At 63.2% G+C, this 17,038-nt stretch carries 15 protein-coding genes and 1 other RNA gene; 13 read left to right on the top strand and 3 right to left on the bottom strand.

Annotated elements, in window-relative coordinates; genetic code table 11:
• Positions 1 to 31 precede the first annotated feature (31 nt).
• The 3 genes from AC1MEM_RS23485 to AC1MEM_RS23475 all read left to right on the top strand — a co-directional run bounded on the left by AC1MEM_RS23485 (position 32) and on the right by AC1MEM_RS23475 (position 2,888).
• Positions 32 to 733: a C39 family peptidase gene (locus tag AC1MEM_RS23485; RefSeq protein ID WP_499474495.1), complete on the top strand. Its 702-nt coding sequence runs from the start codon at positions 32 to 34 to the stop codon at positions 731 to 733.
• A gap of 13 nt (positions 734 to 746) precedes the next feature.
• Complete coding sequence (locus AC1MEM_RS23480) at positions 747 to 1,532, top strand: hypothetical protein (RefSeq protein WP_499474494.1); 786 nt, start codon at positions 747 to 749, stop codon at positions 1,530 to 1,532.
• A gap of 63 nt (positions 1,533 to 1,595) precedes the next feature.
• On the top strand, positions 1,596 to 2,888 hold the full coding sequence (locus tag AC1MEM_RS23475; protein WP_499474493.1) for a transporter: 1,293 nt from the start codon (positions 1,596 to 1,598) through the stop codon (positions 2,886 to 2,888).
• A gap of 124 nt (positions 2,889 to 3,012) precedes the next feature.
• Here the strand turns inward: AC1MEM_RS23475 and AC1MEM_RS23470 are convergent, their stop codons facing one another.
• The gene (locus tag AC1MEM_RS23470) at positions 3,013 to 4,713 is read right to left on the bottom strand and encodes a thiamine pyrophosphate-binding protein (protein ID WP_499474492.1); all 1,701 of its coding nucleotides are present in this window, start codon (positions 4,711 to 4,713) and stop codon (positions 3,013 to 3,015) included.
• Positions 4,714 to 4,864: 151 nt separating this feature from the next.
• On the opposite strand from AC1MEM_RS23470, the gene rnpB reads away from it, so the two are divergent.
• The 3 genes from rnpB to AC1MEM_RS23455 all read left to right on the top strand — a co-directional run bounded on the left by rnpB (position 4,865) and on the right by AC1MEM_RS23455 (position 7,270).
• Positions 4,865 to 5,217: RNase P RNA component class A (gene rnpB, locus AC1MEM_RS23465), an RNA gene on the top strand.
• A 37-nt stretch (positions 5,218 to 5,254) separates the two neighbouring features.
• Positions 5,255 to 6,742 carry a glycerol kinase GlpK gene (gene glpK / locus AC1MEM_RS23460; protein WP_499477751.1) on the top strand — a complete coding sequence of 496 codons (1,488 nt, stop codon included), beginning with the start codon at positions 5,255 to 5,257 and terminating at the stop codon, positions 6,740 to 6,742.
• Positions 6,743 to 7,270, top strand: a complete 528-nt coding sequence (locus AC1MEM_RS23455; RefSeq protein ID WP_499474491.1) for a PH domain-containing protein — start codon at positions 6,743 to 6,745, stop codon at positions 7,268 to 7,270. It begins immediately after the preceding gene.
• Between the two features lie 31 nt (positions 7,271 to 7,301).
• Here the strand turns inward: AC1MEM_RS23455 and AC1MEM_RS23450 are convergent, their stop codons facing one another.
• A complete protein-coding gene (locus AC1MEM_RS23450; protein ID WP_499474490.1) occupies positions 7,302 to 8,003 on the bottom strand; it encodes a fumarylacetoacetate hydrolase family protein in 702 nt (233 codons plus the stop codon).
• A gap of 78 nt (positions 8,004 to 8,081) precedes the next feature.
• On the bottom strand, positions 8,082 to 9,038 hold the full coding sequence (locus AC1MEM_RS23445) for an AAA family ATPase (RefSeq protein ID WP_499474489.1): 957 nt from the start codon (positions 9,036 to 9,038) through the stop codon (positions 8,082 to 8,084).
• Positions 9,039 to 9,482: 444 nt separating this feature from the next.
• Between AC1MEM_RS23445 and mraZ the strand changes: the two genes are divergently transcribed.
• From mraZ to mraY, 7 genes are read left to right on the top strand one after another with little or no spacing between them, the layout of a single operon-like run.
• The gene (gene mraZ / locus AC1MEM_RS23440; RefSeq protein WP_499474488.1) at positions 9,483 to 9,911 is read left to right on the top strand and encodes a division/cell wall cluster transcriptional repressor MraZ; all 429 of its coding nucleotides are present in this window, start codon (positions 9,483 to 9,485) and stop codon (positions 9,909 to 9,911) included.
• A 7-nt stretch (positions 9,912 to 9,918) separates the two neighbouring features.
• The gene (rsmH, locus tag AC1MEM_RS23435) at positions 9,919 to 10,881 is read left to right on the top strand and encodes a 16S rRNA (cytosine(1402)-N(4))-methyltransferase RsmH (protein WP_499477749.1); all 963 of its coding nucleotides are present in this window, start codon (positions 9,919 to 9,921) and stop codon (positions 10,879 to 10,881) included.
• A complete protein-coding gene (gene ftsL, locus AC1MEM_RS23430) occupies positions 10,878 to 11,150 on the top strand; it encodes a cell division protein FtsL (protein ID WP_499474487.1) in 273 nt (90 codons plus the stop codon). The genes rsmH and ftsL overlap by 4 nt, the downstream gene beginning before the upstream one ends.
• The gene (locus AC1MEM_RS23425) at positions 11,147 to 12,937 is read left to right on the top strand and encodes a peptidoglycan D,D-transpeptidase FtsI family protein (RefSeq protein ID WP_499474486.1); all 1,791 of its coding nucleotides are present in this window, start codon (positions 11,147 to 11,149) and stop codon (positions 12,935 to 12,937) included. Before ftsL ends, AC1MEM_RS23425 begins: the two co-directional genes overlap by 4 nt.
• Complete coding sequence (locus tag AC1MEM_RS23420; protein WP_499474485.1) at positions 12,937 to 14,496, top strand: UDP-N-acetylmuramoyl-L-alanyl-D-glutamate--2,6-diaminopimelate ligase; 1,560 nt, start codon at positions 12,937 to 12,939, stop codon at positions 14,494 to 14,496. Before AC1MEM_RS23425 ends, AC1MEM_RS23420 begins: the two co-directional genes overlap by 1 nt.
• 1 nt (position 14,497) lies before the next feature.
• Complete coding sequence (locus AC1MEM_RS23415) at positions 14,498 to 15,868, top strand: UDP-N-acetylmuramoyl-tripeptide--D-alanyl-D-alanine ligase (RefSeq protein WP_499474484.1); 1,371 nt, start codon at positions 14,498 to 14,500, stop codon at positions 15,866 to 15,868.
• On the top strand, positions 15,869 to 17,038 hold the full coding sequence (gene mraY / locus AC1MEM_RS23410) for a phospho-N-acetylmuramoyl-pentapeptide-transferase (protein WP_499474483.1): 1,170 nt from the start codon (positions 15,869 to 15,871) through the stop codon (positions 17,036 to 17,038).

Genomic DNA, 17,038 nt, shown 5'->3' with positions numbered 1-17,038 from the left:
CATCGCTGGTGGGGAATTGGCGTGAGATTCCATGGTTAAAATCTTTTCAATCGCACTCGTTTTGCTAGGGTACGGCTGCACACCTTTTTTTGCGGTCGCCGCCGAATCCAGCACCTCCGTGGAGATGGTGAACATGGTTCCAGGCTTGCCGGTGACCAGTAAAGTCAGATCGGTCCGCTTACTTCGATTCGAGAACGTTGTGCGTCAGGAAAGAGACTTCACCTGTGGTGCAGCTGCTCTTGCAACTATATTGAAGAATGTTTTCGGCAAAAGTACAACTGAGCTCGAAATTATCGAGGACATGCTCAAAAATACGGACGAAAAGATCGCCAGGGAACGCGGTTTCTCTCTCCTGGACATGAAGAACTACGTCGAGCGTGTGGGCTTGCGCGGACGTGGATATAAAATCGATACTGCCGGGCTCATCAGCACAAAGATCCCTGTTATTGCCCTTCAAGTGACGCGTGGAATTCCACATTTTGTGGTGGTACGTAAGGTGGTCGATGGAATTGTCTACGTGGCAGATCCAGCACTTGGAAACCGGATCATGCCGGTAGGAGAATTTGTCGAAGGCTGGAACGGCATCATCTTTGCGGTTCTGGGCTCTGGTCTGAATTCGGACAACGCGCTGGCAGCTCCCATGATCACGAGTCCTCTGCGGCTGCGTTCAGCTATTGTCACCCTCCCTTCTCTGCCCCTGAAGGATTTCGGTATCGGCATGGACTCATTCTGAGCGGTATTCCAAAATGACACGTTTATTTCACTGTTTAGCAATTGCTGGCGCCGCGCTATGCTGCGCTTTTCCAGCGCATGCCTCGCCGCTATTGGAGGTCTGTACCAGCGCCGGCGGGTGCGGCGTCGTTAGCGCTGTCACCGATGCCGAGCTGGCGAGCATCGCTGGGAAGTTCAGCATTAATGGTGGCGTGGTAGGTTTACGGCTGACCATGCTGTCTTCATGGCAGTCAGGTGGACAATCTTTACAGGCTTCAGCTACCGTGTCGCTGGACCTTCCCTCAAGTGGCCGTCCAGGCGCTTTCAGCACACATGCAACTGCCAGTGGTAGCGATGTCGGGGGGACGCCCGATGCGGGCCCGCTAACGAATGCTGCAAACTCAGTGATATCGAACGGCGCAAGAAATGTTGACGGTGTATCACAGGTAATCCAGGTGGCTGGAGACGGGAATGGCGCGGTCAACCGCGCGGATGTTTCGATGTCGACAGAAAGTCTCAGTGCGTTCCCGGGAGGCAACGTAGCAAGCGCTTCCTATAAATCTGGAGATGGTTCGGAGGCAAGGGTCGCCGTCAGCGGCAACAGCGCGCTCGTCCAGTTGACGATCGCACGTGGGGCCGGCACTGTTTCACAAGATATTAACCTTGTTAATAACAGTCTGCGCCAGAATATCCAGATTTCGGGGGCGCAGCAAAGTGTCACTAATGAAATGCGTCTGCAGCTTCAGGTAGCACCGATGACAAACCTTGGATTCGCGGAACAGGGTTTCGCCCGTGCTGTAGGCGCATTGCGTGGGCGCTAGCTTGCGTGTCGTGAAAATCCGAGCAACATCTTTTTTCAATTCTACCGACTGCGGAAATTACTCATGATGTTAAAGCGTCTGCTTTATATTGCTGCCATTCCAATAATCGCGTCACCTCATTCGGCGGCATTGCCAGCGACCGCAGCGGCGGCCATCGTCCCAGTTGCCGGATTGAATGATAACGAAAGAATTTCTTCAACTCAGGAATACACGAGCAAACTGGAAGAGCAGCAGCGCCGGATCATCGCACTTGAAAAAAGGCTGGCGGACCTCGAGAGGATTCTGCGTGGTTCTGATATGAATGACGTGCGTGGTCGAGGCGTAGCTCAAGATTCACCTGCCGTACCCCCAGCCGTCGCGACGGCCGCAGGCGCGCCGGCCTCCTCCGTGCAACCTGGAACTGCGCAAGCGCAGGCCGTCGCTAGTGTCCAGGGTAGCCCTCTCTTTGATCGCCGATTCTCTCTCGAGCAAGGTTTCACGTACACCCACTACGATAAACGCAGTCTTGTTCTGAGCGGTTTCCTGGCGCTCGATTCGATATTGCTTGGAAAAATCAATCTGCAGCAGATAAAAACCGAAAATTTGCAGTACGATCTTACAGCCAGGTCAAATTTGTCGGACCGGCTGAGCATCGACATGAATGTTCCGTTCGTCTACCGGCGATCGAATTATTTCTCGCCAGGTGTCGGCGGCTCCGCCGGAGGCATCAGCGACGGTTCAAACCATTCCAGAGCGATTGGTGACATAAATTCCGGGCTCTATTACCAGATCCAGAAATCGACAGCCCAGACTTCCGATTGGATCGCCAGCATTCGTGTCCGCGCGCCGACAGGCAAGCATCCGTTCGGCGTAAAATTAATCAAGAATTCCGACCCGGACAACAATAATCTCCTCATACCCACGAGCCAGCCAACAGGCAACGGTGTGTGGGCGACATCGATCGGGTTGGCTGTGGTGAAGTCTTATGATCCTGTAGTTTTATTTTCGAATATCGGTTACAACTACAATTTCAAGCGCCACTTCCCCGACCTGTCCAGCACCGAAACGACTACATCGCCAGGTGATGTGCGATTGGGAAATTCATGGAGTCTCGGTGCCGGCTTCGCGATTGCGCTTAACGACAAGACTTCTGTTAACTTCGCTTATTCCCAGTCCATTCAGCTGGCATCGCGCCTGCGGGGAGATGCCGGGCCCTGGATCCGCCAGGTAGGTAGCGAGTCGAACTCGGCGACTTTCAACACAGGGCTTACCCATCAACTCAACAAGCACTGGACGATGACATCCATGGTTGCGATGGGTCTGACTCCCGACTCGCCAAATGTTTCCTTCAGCGTCAAGTTTCCATATACGTTTTGATTTTTGGATTCTGCGCGGCGCCAACAGGTATGCCAGCCTGACTCAGCGAGGTAACCAGCCTGCAGCATCGATCGAGCCCGCCGACGCGTACGCGCGGCGGGCCTTATTATTCCCGGTCCACGTATCAGCCCGCCTTCGCCTCCTGCGCCGCCTTGCGCATTGCCTCCAGCGTCGCATTCGGCGTAATCAGGTTGCCGTCGTAACGCAACTCGATCAGCGCCGGCAAACTCTTCCCGTTCGCGTGCTCCAGTGCGCGCGCCAGGGCCGGGGCGAAATCCGCCGTCTTCTCGACCACTTCGCCATACCCGCCATAGGCCTGCGCCAGCGCCGCGAAATCCGGGTTGTGCAGGGTGGTGCCCGAGACGCGGCCCGGATAGGTCTTTTCCTGGTGCATGCGGATGGTGCCGAACATGCTGTTGTTGAAGACGATGATGACGACGCCGGCCTTGTACTGCACGGCGGTGGCGAGCTCCTGGCCGGTCATCATGAATTCGCCGTCGCCGGCAAAGGTGACCACGGCGCGCTGCGGGTTGACGATCTTTGCCGCCACACCCGAGGGCACGGCGTAGCCCATCGCGCCATTCGTCGGCGCCAGTTGGGTGCGCATGCCGCCGTAGCGGTAGAAGCGGTGCGCCCAGGAAGCGTAGTTGCCGGCGCCGTTGGTGAGGATGGTGTCGCGCGGCAGGGCGGCCATCAGGTCCTGCACCACCTGCCACAAATCGAGCGGGGCTGCGCCATTGTTGAAGATCGGCGGCTGCTGCTGGTAGGCGGCGAGATCGGCCTTCCCTTCGGCCACCGTGTGGCGCCAGGCGCTCGAATCGACCGGTTCCATCGCGGCCAGCATGGCTGTGATTTGCGGCGCGCCGCTGGCGATCATCAGGTCCGCCTGGTAGACGCTGCCCAACTCCTCGGGGTCGGCGTGGATGTGGACCAGGCGCTGGGCCGGCACGGGGGAAGCAAGCAGGGTATAGCCGCCGGTCGTCATCTCGCCCAGGCGCGGGCCGATCGCAATCACCAGGTCCGCTTCCTTGACGCGCGCGGCCAGCTTCGGGTTGATGCCGATGCCGACGTCGCCAATATAGTGCGGGTGGGTGTTGTCGAGCAGGTCCTGGAAGCGGAAGGTGCAGGCCACCGGCAGCATGTTCGCTTCGGCGAAGGTTTGCAGGTCGGCGCAGGCTTGCGCATTCCAGGTGCCGCCGCCGAGCAGCACGATCGGGCGCTGCGCTTCGGCCAGCATCGCACGCAGGGTGTCGATCTGGGTTGCAGACGGCGCGGCCTGCACCGGCTGGTAGCGGCGCGTGTCAAGCACGACAGCGGTATCGACCAGCATGTCTTCGGGCAGGGCCAGCACCACCGGACCGGGACGGCCGCTGGTCGCGACCTGGAATGCGCGCGCGATGTATTCGGGGATGCGCTCGGCGCGGTCGATCTGCGCCACCCATTTCGCCATCTCGCCGTACATGCGGCGGTAGTCGATTTCCTGGAAGGCTTCGCGGTCGACGAAATCGTTGCCCACCTGGCCGATGAACAGGATCATGGGCGTCGAATCCTGGTAGGCGGTGTGCACGCCGATCGAGGCGTTGGTTGCGCCCGGCCCGCGGGTGACGAAACAGATGCCGGGCTTGCCGGTCATTTTGCCGTAGGCCTCGGCCATGAAGGCCGCGCCCCCTTCCTGGCGGTTGATGACGAAGCGGATATCGGAATCGTGCAGCGCGTCGAGCACGTCGAGATAGCTTTCGCCGGGCACGCCGAAGGCGGTGTCGACGCCGTGGACGTGCAGTGCGTCGACCAGGATCTGGCCGCCGGTACGGGAAGGGTGCGTCATGTGTCGGTCATCCTTATCAAATGGCCCAGGCCGGGCATCGTGGCATTCTATGCAATCGCCTGGGCCAGGGCTTTTCAAATGGCGACACCAAATTTCAGAAATGGCGGCGCCTGGTCGAAAGGAACTGCGCCATCGGTTACAATGGCGCCGTGAAGCAGGCCAAGGCAGCCGCTGGCTGGCACTCTCAAGGTGCCGGCGGGAGGAAGGTCCGGACTCCATAGAGCAGGGTGACGGTTAACGGCCGTCCGCTGAAAGCACCTGGCGCAAGCCAGGGGTATAAGGCGAGGAACAGGGCCACAGAGACGAGCGTATTAAGTTACGGTGAAACGCGGTAACCTCCACTCGGAGCAATTCCAAATAGGCACGCGTTGATGTTGCTCGCGGAGCGTGCGGGTAGGAAGCTTGAGCGCCGGAGTAATTCGGCGCCTAGAGGAATGGCTGTCATAGGGGCGTCCCGCAAGGGAGACCACTACACAGAATCCGGCCTATCGGCCTGCTTTACACTGAATACATAGCGCAGGGGAGAGTTGTGCCTCAGAATCTGCCGCAATACATCCTCGCACTCGACCAGGGAACGACCAGTTCCCGCGCCATCCTGTTCGACCGCGACGGCCAGGTCTTCGCCTGCGCCCAGCAGGAATTCCCCCAGCATTTCCCCGAACCAGGATGGGTCGAACACGACGCCCTCGACATCTGGAACAGCCAGCTCGCCTGCGCGCGCCAGGTGCTGGCCGACAGCCGTGTGCCGGCCTCGCACATCGCGGCCATCGGCATCGCCAACCAGCGCGAGACGACCGTCGTCTGGGACCGCGCCACCGGCATGCCGATCGCGCGCGCCATCGTCTGGCAGGACCGGCGCACGGCAGGCGCCTGCGACCGCCTGCGCGAAGCGGGCCACGCGCGCCTGATCAGCCGCAGCACCGGCCTCGAACTGGACGCCTATTTTTCGGCCACCAAAGTGCAGTGGCTGCTGGAGAACGTGCCCGGCGCGCGCGAACGGGCGCTGCGCGGCGAACTCTGCTTCGGCACGGTCGACAGCTGGCTCGCCTATAAATTGTGCGGGCGCCACGTCACGGACGTGAGCAATGCCTCGCGCACGATGCTCTATAACATCCACACGATGCGCTGGGATCCGTTCCTGCTCGACCTGTTCGGCGTGCCCGAGGCGATGCTGCCGGAAGTGGTGCGCAGTTCGGGCCAGGTGGGCGTGGCGCGCGAGGAATGGTTCGGCCATCCGATTCCCTTATCTGGCATCGCCGGCGACCAGCAGGCCGCCACCTTCGGCCAGGCCTGCTACGACAAGGGCATGGTGAAAAATACCTATGGCACCGGCTGCTTCATGCTGATGCACTCGGGCTATGTGCCGCCGGTTTCGCGCAATCGCCTGCTGGCGACCATCGGCTGGAAGATCGACGGCCGCACCGACTACATGCTGGAAGGCAGCGTCTTCATGGGCGGCGCCACCGTGCAATGGCTGCGCGACGGCCTCGGCATCATCAAGAACTCGAACGAGGTCGAGGCGCTGTCGACCTCGGTGCCCGACAGCGGCGGCGTGATGCTGGTGCCGGCCTTTGTCGGCCTCGGCGCGCCGCACTGGGACCCGTACGCGCGCGGCACCATCGTCGGCATGACGCGCGGCACGACCAAAGCCCATATCGCACGCGCGGCCGTGGAGGCGATCGCCTACCAGAGCGCGGAATTGCTGACGGCGATGCAGAAGGATGCCGCCTGCCCGGTGATGGAAGTGCGCGCCGACGGCGGCGCGGCGCGCAACGATTTACTCATGCAGTTCCAGGCCGATTTGCTGGGCGTGCCGGTGGTGCGTCCGCTGGTGACCGAAACCACGGCGCTGGGCGCGGCCTATCTCGCTGGCCTGGCCCAGGGTTTCTGGACCTCACGCGAGGAAATCCAGGCCCTGTGGCGCGCCGAGTGCCGCTTCGAGCCGGCCATGGCGCCGGAGCGGCGCGCCGAGCTGCGGGCGCGCTGGGCCCGTGCGGTCGAGCACGCCAAGGGCTGGGTCGAGCATTAAGTGATGCTGTTCGCCATTCCCGCAGTCGACAGCAGGGTGTACGCGGCCCTGTTCGCGATCGCGCTGCTGGCCTGCACGTCGCCGTTGCTGGTGCTGCGCCGCGACGGTCCCGCGCGCACCCTGCGCAACGTGGCGCTGGCGGCGATCCTGATCGTGCCTTTGACGGCGGCCCTCGGCTTCACGATGTCGGACAACGCGCTGCGGATCGAGGGCGACCGTATTGTGCTGCACGCGGCGCATTTCTACGGGCATGAACGCCCAATTGCGGAGTTCGACCTGGAGCGCGCGCGCGCCGGCAGCCTTGCATCGATTCCCGAAGCGCGGCTCGGCACGCGCAGCAATGGCATCAGCCTGTCGGGTTACGCGGCGGGGCGCTTCGCCGGGCGCGCCGACGGCGCCCTCTTTGCGCTGCTCACCGACCGTAGCCGGGTCGTATTCCTGCCGGCGCGGAAAGGACCGTCGCTGTTGATCAGTGTCGAGCAGCCTGAGCGCTTCCTGGCCGCGTTGCGCACCGCGCAAGCCAGGTGATGTGCACGCTGTCCGGTGGCCGCAGCCGGGCTTACGGCTTCTCGACGATCTCGAGATCGAACTCGTCGACCCCCGCCACTTCGCCATGCACCCGGTCGCCCGGCTGCAAGGCGCCGACCCCGCCGGGCGTCCCCGTAAAGATCAGGTCTCCCGGCGCCAGCGTCACCAGGCGCGACAAATGGCTGATGATGTCGGCGATCGGCCAGATCATCTCGTTGAGACAGCCTTCCTGGCGCACTTCGCCGTTGATGGTGATGCGGATGGAAGCATCCTCGGTCGGATGACCAAAAGCGCTTACCGGGCGCAGCGGGCTGCAGGGCGCGGAGGCATCGAAGCCCTTGGCCATGTCCCAGGGGCGGCCGGCGTCCTTCGCCACCGCCTGCAGGTCGCGCCGGGTCAGGTCGATGCCGACGCCATAGCCCCATACCTTTGCCAGTGCTTCGTCGGCCGGAATGTCGGCGCCGCCCGAGCGCAGGGCGACCACCAGCTCGATCTCGTGGTGCAGCTCTTGCGTCGCCGGCGGATAGTGCAGGGCGCCCTCGGCCGGCACGACGGCGTCGGCCGGCTTGGTGAAGAAGAAGGGCGGCTCGCGGTCCGGATCGCTGCCCATCTCGCGCGCGTGGGTCGCGTAGTTGCGGCCGACGCAGAAGACGCGGCGGATCGGGAAGCGGGCGCTGCTGCCGAAGATGGCGAGCGAAGGCGTGGCGGGTGGCGTGATGGCGAATTCGGTCATGGAGCTCTCTGGTTGACGATATGACCTCATTCTAGCGCCGCGGCGCGATCTGCGAAGCGGCACGTGCTGCCCGAACCCCTAAAACCCGATCCGCGCCCGTCCCGGTACCCCGCGCAGCCGCACGTCCTCGACCGTCACGTGCGCCCGTCCATCGGCCACCGCATAGCCCAGGCTGTCGAGCAGGGTCTTGCGCAGGTCGCGCGGGGCGACCGGCGCCAGCTTGTCGAGCACGGCGTCCGCCAGGCGGGCATCGAAGCCGGCCAGGTTCAGTTCCACCAGCAGCGCCCCATACATGCGCTGGGCGATGCCGGCCGCCTGCTCGGGCGTCGGCGCCGGCACCTCGTACACGGCCATCCGGTTCAGCAGCGGCGCCGGGATGCCTTCGGTGGAGTTCGCGGTCAGCACCCAGAAGATCTGGCTGGCGTCGATCTCGACGTCGATGAATTCGTCGCGGAAGGCGCGCGAGGTTTCCGGTTCGAGTAGCTGGTACAGCGCGGCCAGCGGATCGGATTGCGAGGAGCCGCTCGCCTTTTCGACTTCATCGAGCACGACCACCGGGTTCGCGTACTGGCCGCGTACGAGCCGTTCGGCGACCTTGCCGCATCTGGCCCCGCGCCAGCTGGCCGAGCTGCCGGTGATGACGAAGCCGGCCGACAGGGCGTTCATGCTGATCAGCTCGCAATCGGTGCCCATGGCGCGCGCCAGGCGCTTGGCGAAATGGGTTTTACCCACGCCGGGGCCGCCCAGCAGCAGGATCGGCATCACATTGAAACCCTTGTTGCCGGCATGGGCCAGGCGCAGGTAGCGCGCCAGGTCATCGAGTACGGTATCGAAATTCGGACATTCCTCGAACAGCGGAGACAAGGCGTCGAGGGAAGAAGGGGTGGTCACGAAGCGCTCGGGACCGGTTTCGAGCATGCGTTCGTAGAAGGCCTCGAGCTCGGGCGAGCGGCCCCGGCTGCGGTCGAGGGCATCCTGCACGTCGAGCAGGTCGTAGACGGCGCGGGTACGCGCGATGGTCAAGCTCACGGTCATCTCCTTGCTATTACAGCAACCCGCCCCCGGCTTTTCGCCGAACTGTTGGGCGATGAGGAAATCCTAACCCGTCCCGCATGAATGCGCAATTTCCCGCTGTGCAGTGCGGCTTGACCACAAGCCTGCCAGGCGCCCACAAACCGAAAAATTTTCTAACAAGCAAAACTGTCAAGCAGCCCGCCAGATGAGGTAAGACATTCACTGTTGAAGCTAAGTACTTAATTTTCCGGGATATTTTGTCTTGACACTGCTTGAGCGTTGCGCGCTAAGTCCTTCATTTCATTAGCAAAATTCGGGTTTTTCCTACTGGAATTCGCTTGACCAGTAACAACGCTTCCTCTAAAGTGGGAAACAGTGTGAAAAAGTGCAGTTTTGTGGGAGAAGTTCAGGTCTCCCGGCGCGCAAAACAACTAAACTGATAACTCTCCAAAGCTAGGTATTTACGTGTTTCAAGGCGCGTCAGCGATCAATCTCGATGCGAAAGGCCGGATGTCGATTCCGGCAAAGCATCGTGACGCCCTCGCGCTGCAATGCGAAGGCCGCCTCACGCTGACCCGCCACCCGCACGGCTGCCTGCTGTTTTTTCCGCGTCCCGTGTGGGAGACCCACCGCGACCAGATCGCCGCCTGGCCCATGTCCGCGCGCGCATGGCAACGCATTTTCCTTGGTAACGCCTGCGATGTCGAGATGGACAGCGCCGGCCGCGTCCTGATCTCGCCCGAACTGCGCAGCGCCGTCGGCCTGGAAAAAGAAGTGATGATGCTCGGCATGGGCACCCATTTCGAAATCTGGGACGCCGCGAAGCTTGCCGCCGATGAAGCATCCGCCGTTGCCGGCGGCATGCCCGATGTACTTTCCAATTTCTCTTTCTGAGGCACGGATGACGATTGCCACTCCGGTGCCTGAATTGCAGCATCGCACGGTACTGCTTGACGAAGCGGTCGATGCGCTCGACCTGACGGGTGCCCGCGCCTCCGGCCTCTATATAGACGGCACCTTCGGGCGCGGCGGCCACAGCCGCCTGATCCTGTCGCGCCTGGCCCCTGAAGGCCGCCTGGTCGCCTTCGACAAGGACTTGCAAGCCATTGCAACGGCCGAACAGATCACCGACCCACGCTTTTCGATCGTCCACGACAGTTTCGCCACGATGGGGATGGCCCTGGGGGCCCAGGGTGTGCTGCACGTGGACGGCATCCTGCTCGATCTCGGCATTTCCTCGCCCCAGGTCGACGACGCCACGCGCGGCTTCAGTTTCCGCAACGACGGCCCGCTCGACATGCGGATGGACACGACACGCGGACTCTCGGCCGCCGAATGGATTGCCACGGCGACCGAACAACAACTGGAAAAGGTAATACGTGATTATGGGGAAGAACGGTTTGCTTTTCAGATTGCAAAGGCGATTGTTGCTCGCCGGGCAGTCGAACCAATTTCAAGCACACGCCAGCTTGCCGCAATCGTGGCAGACACGGTCAAGACTCGGGAAAAAGGCAAGGATCCGGCCACCCGTACCTTTCAGGCTATCCGGATTTTCGTCAATAAAGAGCTTGAGGACCTCGAGGCAGGGCTGAGGGCTGCCTACGCCATGCTCGCGCCCGGCTCGCGCATGTCCGTGATCAGCTTCCACTCGCTCGAAGACCGCATGGTCAAGCAATTTTTCGCCAGTAAGGCCAAGGTGCCGCAGCCGGACCGCCGCCTGCCGATCCGCGCCGTCGACCTGCCGCAGCCGCAGATGAAGCTGATCGCCAAGATCAAGCCATCCGATGAGGAAGTGTCCGCCAACCCGCGCGCCCGTTCGGCGGTGCTGCGCGTGGCTGAGCGCCTCGAGGATGCGGTGCGATGAACAACAAGGTCAATACCGTGCTGGCGGCCGGCCTGATCGCCTGCGGCCTGACCCTGGTGAACGCGCGCTACGAGTCGCGCCACCTGTTCATCGAGCTCGAGCGCCTGCAGCAGCAGTCGCGCCAGCTCGACATCGACTGGGCCCAGCTGCAGCTGGACCAGTCCACCCTCGGCAAGAATGAGCGCATCGAACAGATCGCGCGTACCCAGTTGAACATGACTCCCCTGACCCCGGCCCGTACCCAGTACCTGACGGAGGGCGCGCGATGAAGCGCGACAAGCCATTTAGTTCGAGCCGCGCGACCACCGGGCGCGTCGCCGCCTCGAAAGGCATGGCCTTCTCGAAAAGCCCGGTGCTGGCCGTGCGCCTGCCCGACTGGCGCTCGCGCGTGATGCTGTTCGTGCTGTTCGCCGCTTTTGCTGCGCTCGGCCTGCGCGCGCTCTGGCTGCAGGGCATGTCGACCGGCTTCCTGCAAAAGCAGGGCAAGAGCCGCTACGAGCGCACGCTCGAACTGCCCGCCACGCGCGGCAAGATCATGGACCGCAACGGCCAGGTGCTGGCGTCCTCGCTGCCGGTCAAGGCCGTCTGGGCGATTCCCGAAGACGTGCTGGCATCGCCGCCGGAAAAGCTGAAAGAGCTGGCACGCCTGCTCGAGATGCCGGAATCGGAACTGCGCAAGAAGCTCGATTCGGACCGCACCTTCGTCTACCTGAAGCGGCAAGTCGAGATGGACGTCATCGCCAAGATCGAAAAGCTGAAGATCAACGGCCTCGATACGCGCAAGGAATACAAGCGCTTCTACCCGCAGGGCGAAGTCATGACCCACATGGTCGGCTTCACCAACGTCGAAGACGTGGGCCAGGAAGGCATGGAACTGGCGCAGCAAAAATCCCTGGTCGGCGTGCCGGGCAGCCGTCGCGTGATCAAGGACCGCCTGGGCCGCATCGTCGAAGACCTGGGCTTTTCGCGCGAGCCGCACGACGGCAAGGACCTGACGCTGTCGGTCGACAGCAAGCTGCAGTACATCGCTTTCACCAGCATCAAGAACGCGGTCGAGAAGTTCAACGCCAAGGCCGGCGCCGCCGTCGTGCTGGACGTGCACACGGGCGAGGTGCTGGCGCTGGCCAACTACCCGACCTACAACCCGAACGACCGCACCAAGCTCACCGGCGAGCAGCTGCGCAACCGCGTGATTACCGACACCTACGAGCCGGGTTCGATCATCAAGCCGGTGACCGTGGCGCTGGGCCTCGACACCGGGCGCATCACGCCGAACACCACCTTCGACGTCTCGCCCGGCTACATCATGATCACCGGGAAGCGCATCCGCGACACCCACAACTACGGCGTGCGCACGGTCGGCGGCATCATCCAGAAATCCTCGAACGTCGGCGTCGTGAAGATCTCGCAGCTGATCCCGCCGCAGGAAATGTGGGAGATGTACACCAAGCTCGGTTTCGGCCAGGCCCCGCGCTTCGGCTTCCCGGGCCCGGCCGCCGGCCGCGTGCGTCCATGGAAATCCTGGCGTCCGATCGAATACGCGAACATGGCCTTCGGCCACGGCCTGTCGGTCTCCTTGCTGCAGATGGCGCGCGCCTACATGATCTTCGCCCGCAACGGCGACATGATCCCGCTGTCGTTTACGAAGGTGAACGAAGAACCGGTCGGCCAGCAGATCATCTCGCCCAAGACCGCGGGCCAGGTGCGCACGATGCTGGAATCGGTCGTCAGCCCTGAGGGCACGGCCTCGCGCGCCCAGGTGGCCGGCTACCGCGTCGGCGGCAAGACCGGTACCGCGCAAAAGCTCGTCAACGGCCATTATTCGCAGACGAGTTACGTCGGTTCCTTCGTCGGCATCGCGCCGATGTCGAAGCCGCGCTTCATCATCGCCGTGATGGTCGACGATCCGAAGGGCGCCGTCCACACCGGCGGCGGCGTCGCGGCGCCGACCTTCGCCGACCTCGCGGCCAATGCCCTGAGGGCCCATAACATTCCGCCGGATTCGTCGGTCACCGACATCATCATTCCGGAAGATCCACTCGAGGAGGGTTTGTGATGACGAACAGTCTGCCCAAATGTAATCCGGACCTGGCCCGGTGGATCGTTGCCGCCGCACCGGGCGGCAAGCTCGTTTCCGACTCGCGCCAGGTAAAGCCGGGCGACGTCTTCTTCGCCTATCCGGGCGAAGCCGCCGACGGCCGCCGCTATATCGCCGCCGCGATTGACGCCGGCGCCGCCGCCGTCGTCTACGAATCGCGCGATTTCGAGTGGGATGAAGCGCTGGCGGTGCCGCACCTGGCCGTGGCCGACCTGAAGCCGCAGGCCGGCATCATCGCCCATGCCTGCCTCGGCCAGCCCGACGCCGACATGTTCACCGTCGGCGTCACCGGCACCAACGGCAAGACCTCCTGCGCCTTCTGGCTCGGCCAGGCTTTTGCAAAACTGGGCGAGACGGCCGCCGTGATCGGCACGCTCGGCGTCGGCCTGTTCAAGGGCGGCAAGGAACCCGACTTCAACGTCACCGGCTACACGACGCCCGACGCCGTGCTGCTGGCCAGCCGCCTGTCCGCCGTGCGCGAAGCGGGCGCGCGCACGCTGGCGATCGAGGTCTCGTCGATCGGCCTGGAAGAACAACGCACCGCCGGCATGCATTTCGACGTCGCGATCTTTACGAACCTGACGCGCGACCACCTCGACTACCACGGCGACATGGCGGCCTATGAAGCCGCCAAGGCCAGGCTGTTCGCCTGGCCGGAGCTGCAAACCGCTGTCGTCAACCTCGACGATGCGGCCGGCCAGCGCCTGGTCGCGCAGCTGCGCGCCAGGCGGCCGTCAGTCGCCGTCATCGGCTACACCCTGCTGGATGAAGCGGCCCAGCCATCGATCGACGGCGTCGCGATGTTGCGCGCGTCGAATACGCGCAGCCGCCCGGCCGGCACGGAATTCCAGCTGACCACACAGGGCAGCCTGACTTCGGGCAGCCTGCTGGTCAAAACCCAGCTGGTCGGCCACTTCAACATCAGCAATGCGCTGGCCGTACTGGGCGCGCTGCTGGCGAAGGGGATTGAACTGAAACACGCGGTCGAAGCGATCGAGGCGCTGGTGCCGGCCCCGGGCCGCATGCAGCAGGTCGGCGGCCAGGATGCGCCGCTGGTCGTGATCGACTATGCGCACACGCCGGACGCGCTGGAGAAAACGCTGGGCGCACTGCGCCAGGTGGCGGATGAGCGCAATGGCCAGCTGTGGTGCGTGTTCGGCTGCGGCGGCGACCGCGATCCGGGCAAGCGTCCGCAGATGGGCGCGATCGCCCAGGCGGCCGACCACGTGGTCGTCACCAGCGACAACCCGCGCGGCGAAGAGCCGGGCGCGATCATCGAACAGATCCTCGCCGGTATGGATGGCGGCAGCGCAGGCTCTCACTATCAAGCGATCGAAGACCGCGCGACCGCGATCCTCGCCGCCGTCAAGCAGGCGAACAAACAGGACGTGATCCTGCTGGCCGGGAAGGGCCACGAGCCCTACCAGGAAATCAAGGGCAAGAAGCTGCCGTTTTCCGACGCCGACCACGCCGCGCTCGCCCTGAGCGCGCGTCTCACCATGATGAGGACCCACTAGCATGCGCGGTACGCTCGCCCAATTGATCGCGTCGATGCCCGGCTCGCAGCTCACTGCCGACGCCAGCTTCGACAAGGTCTCGACCGACAGCCGCACGGCGAATGCCGGTGCGCTGTTCGTCGCATTGCGCGGCGAAACCTTCGACGCCCACGATTTCCTGGCGCAGGTGGCAGACAACGGCGCCGCCGCGGTAGTCGCCGAACGCCTGCCGGAGGGCTGGACCCTGCCGGCCATCGTCGTGCCGAACACCTTGACCGCCCTCGGCCAGATCGCGAACGCGTGGCGCCGCCAGTACGCGATTCCCCTGATCGGCGTCACCGGCAGCAACGGCAAGACGACGGTCAAGGAAATGATCTCGTCCATCCTCGCCGCCGCCTTTGGCGAAGAAGCGCGCCTGGCCACGCAGGGAAACCTGAACAACGAGATCGGCGTGCCGCTGACGCTGATGCGCCTGGAAGCCTCGCACCGCGCGGCCGTGGTCGAACTCGGCATGAACCATCCGGGCGAGATCGGCCGCCTGGCCGCGATCGCCCAGCCCACCGTGGCGATGGTGAACAACGCCCAGCGCGAGCACCAGGAATTCATGCACACGGTCGAAGCGGTGGCGCAGGAAAACGGTTCGGTCTTCGCCGCCTTGCCGCTGGACGGCGTGGCCGTCTATCCGGGCGACGACATCTATACCCCACTGTGGCAGGGCTTATCGAGCCACTGCCGCAGCATCATGTTCGGCCTGAATGGCGCATGTCATGTGAGCTGCACCTACGCGAGCACGGGATTCGGTAACAATTTGAAAGTAACGACGCCGGGCGGCGCGTTTGAGCTGAAACTGGCCGCGGCCGGCGAGCACAATGTACGCAACGCCCTGGCGGCGATTGCCTGTGCGCTGGCGGCCGGCATCGAGCAAAGCATCATCGTGCGCGGGCTCGAAGCCTTTGCCCCAGTCGGCGGGCGCCTGCAGCGCAAGCAGGCGAGCAATGGCACGCTGGTGATCGACGACACCTATAATGCCAACCCCGATTCGATGCGCGCCGCGATCGACGTGCTGGCCGCCTACCCGGCGCCGCGCATCCTGGTCGTCGGCGACATGGGCGAAGTGGGTACCCAGGGACGCGAGTTCCACGAAGAGATAGGCGCTTACGCGCAAAGCCGCGGCATCGAGACGGTGCTGGCGACGGGTGAGCTGTCCCGCCATCTGGTGGCGAGCGGCGCACAACATTATGAGCAGTTTGACGATGTATTGGCAGCACTGGACAAGGAACTGGGCGGCAATTCTGATGCAACTGTGTTGGTGAAAGGCTCGCGCTTCATGAAGATGGAACGCGTCGTCGCTCACCTGATCGGATCCACACACACTGGCAAGGACGCCCACTAAATGCTTCTCTGGCTCGCCCAATACCTGCAGGACTATATCGGTCCGATGCGTGTCTTTAACTTCATCACCTTCCGCGCGGTGTTCGCCACGATCACCGCGATCGCGCTCGGCCTGTTCACCGGCCCGGCCGTGATCCGCAAGCTGACGGAAATGAAGGTCGGCCAGGCCGTGCGCACGCAAGGTCCGCAGACCCACCTGAAAAAACACGGCACCCCGACCATGGGCGGCGTGCTGATCCTGATTTCGATCGCGCTGTCGACGCTCTTGTGGTGCGACCTGTCGAATCGCCTGATCTGGCCGGTGCTGATCGTCACGCTCGGTTTCGGCGCCGTCGGCTGGGTCGACGACTACCGCAAGGTCGTCTACCAGGACCCGGAAGGCATGCGCTCGCGCGAAAAATACTTCTGGATGTCGCTGGTCGGCTTCGCCGCTGCGCTCTACCTGGCATTCTCGGTCTCGGCACGGACCCCGTGGGGCGTGGCCCAGCTGTTCTGGGCCTGGGTGCAATCCGGCTTCTCGATGGACCTGCCGCCGAAGGCCGACCTGATCGTCCCCTTCTTCAAAACCATCAGCTATCCGCTCGGCGTCTGGGGTTTTATTGCACTGACCTATTGCGTGATCGTCGGCACCTCGAACGCGGTGAATTTCACGGACGGTCTCGATGGCCTGGCCATCATGCCGACCGTGATGGTGGGCGGCGCCCTCGGCCTGTTCGCTTATCTCACCGGTAACGTCGCCTACGCGAAATACCTGTTCATTCCGCATATCGCCGGCGCCGGCGAACTGCTGATCTTCTGCGGCGCGATGGCGGGGGCAGGTTTGGCCTTCCTCTGGTATAACGCGCACCCGGCGCAGATGTTCATGGGCGACGTCGGCGCGCTGGCGCTGGGCGGCGCGCTCGGCACGATCGCCGTCATCGTGCGCCAGGAAATCGTCCTGTTCATCATGGGCGGCGTGTTCGTGGCCGAAACGCTGTCGGTGATCATCCAGGTCAGCTGGTTCAAGTACACCAAGAAGCGCTACGGCACCGGCCGCCGCGTGTTCCTGATGGCGCCGCTGCACCACCATTTCGAACAAAAAGGCTGGAAGGAGACCAAGGTCGTGGTCCGCTTCTGGATTATCACGATGGTCCTGGTCCTCGTCGGCCTGTCTACCCTGAAGCTGCGCTAA

It is taken from the genome of Telluria sp. AIW5 (assembly GCF_056680575.1).
Note: the sequence above shows the minus strand (reverse complement) of the source record. Positions and strands in the feature narration are given on the sequence as shown.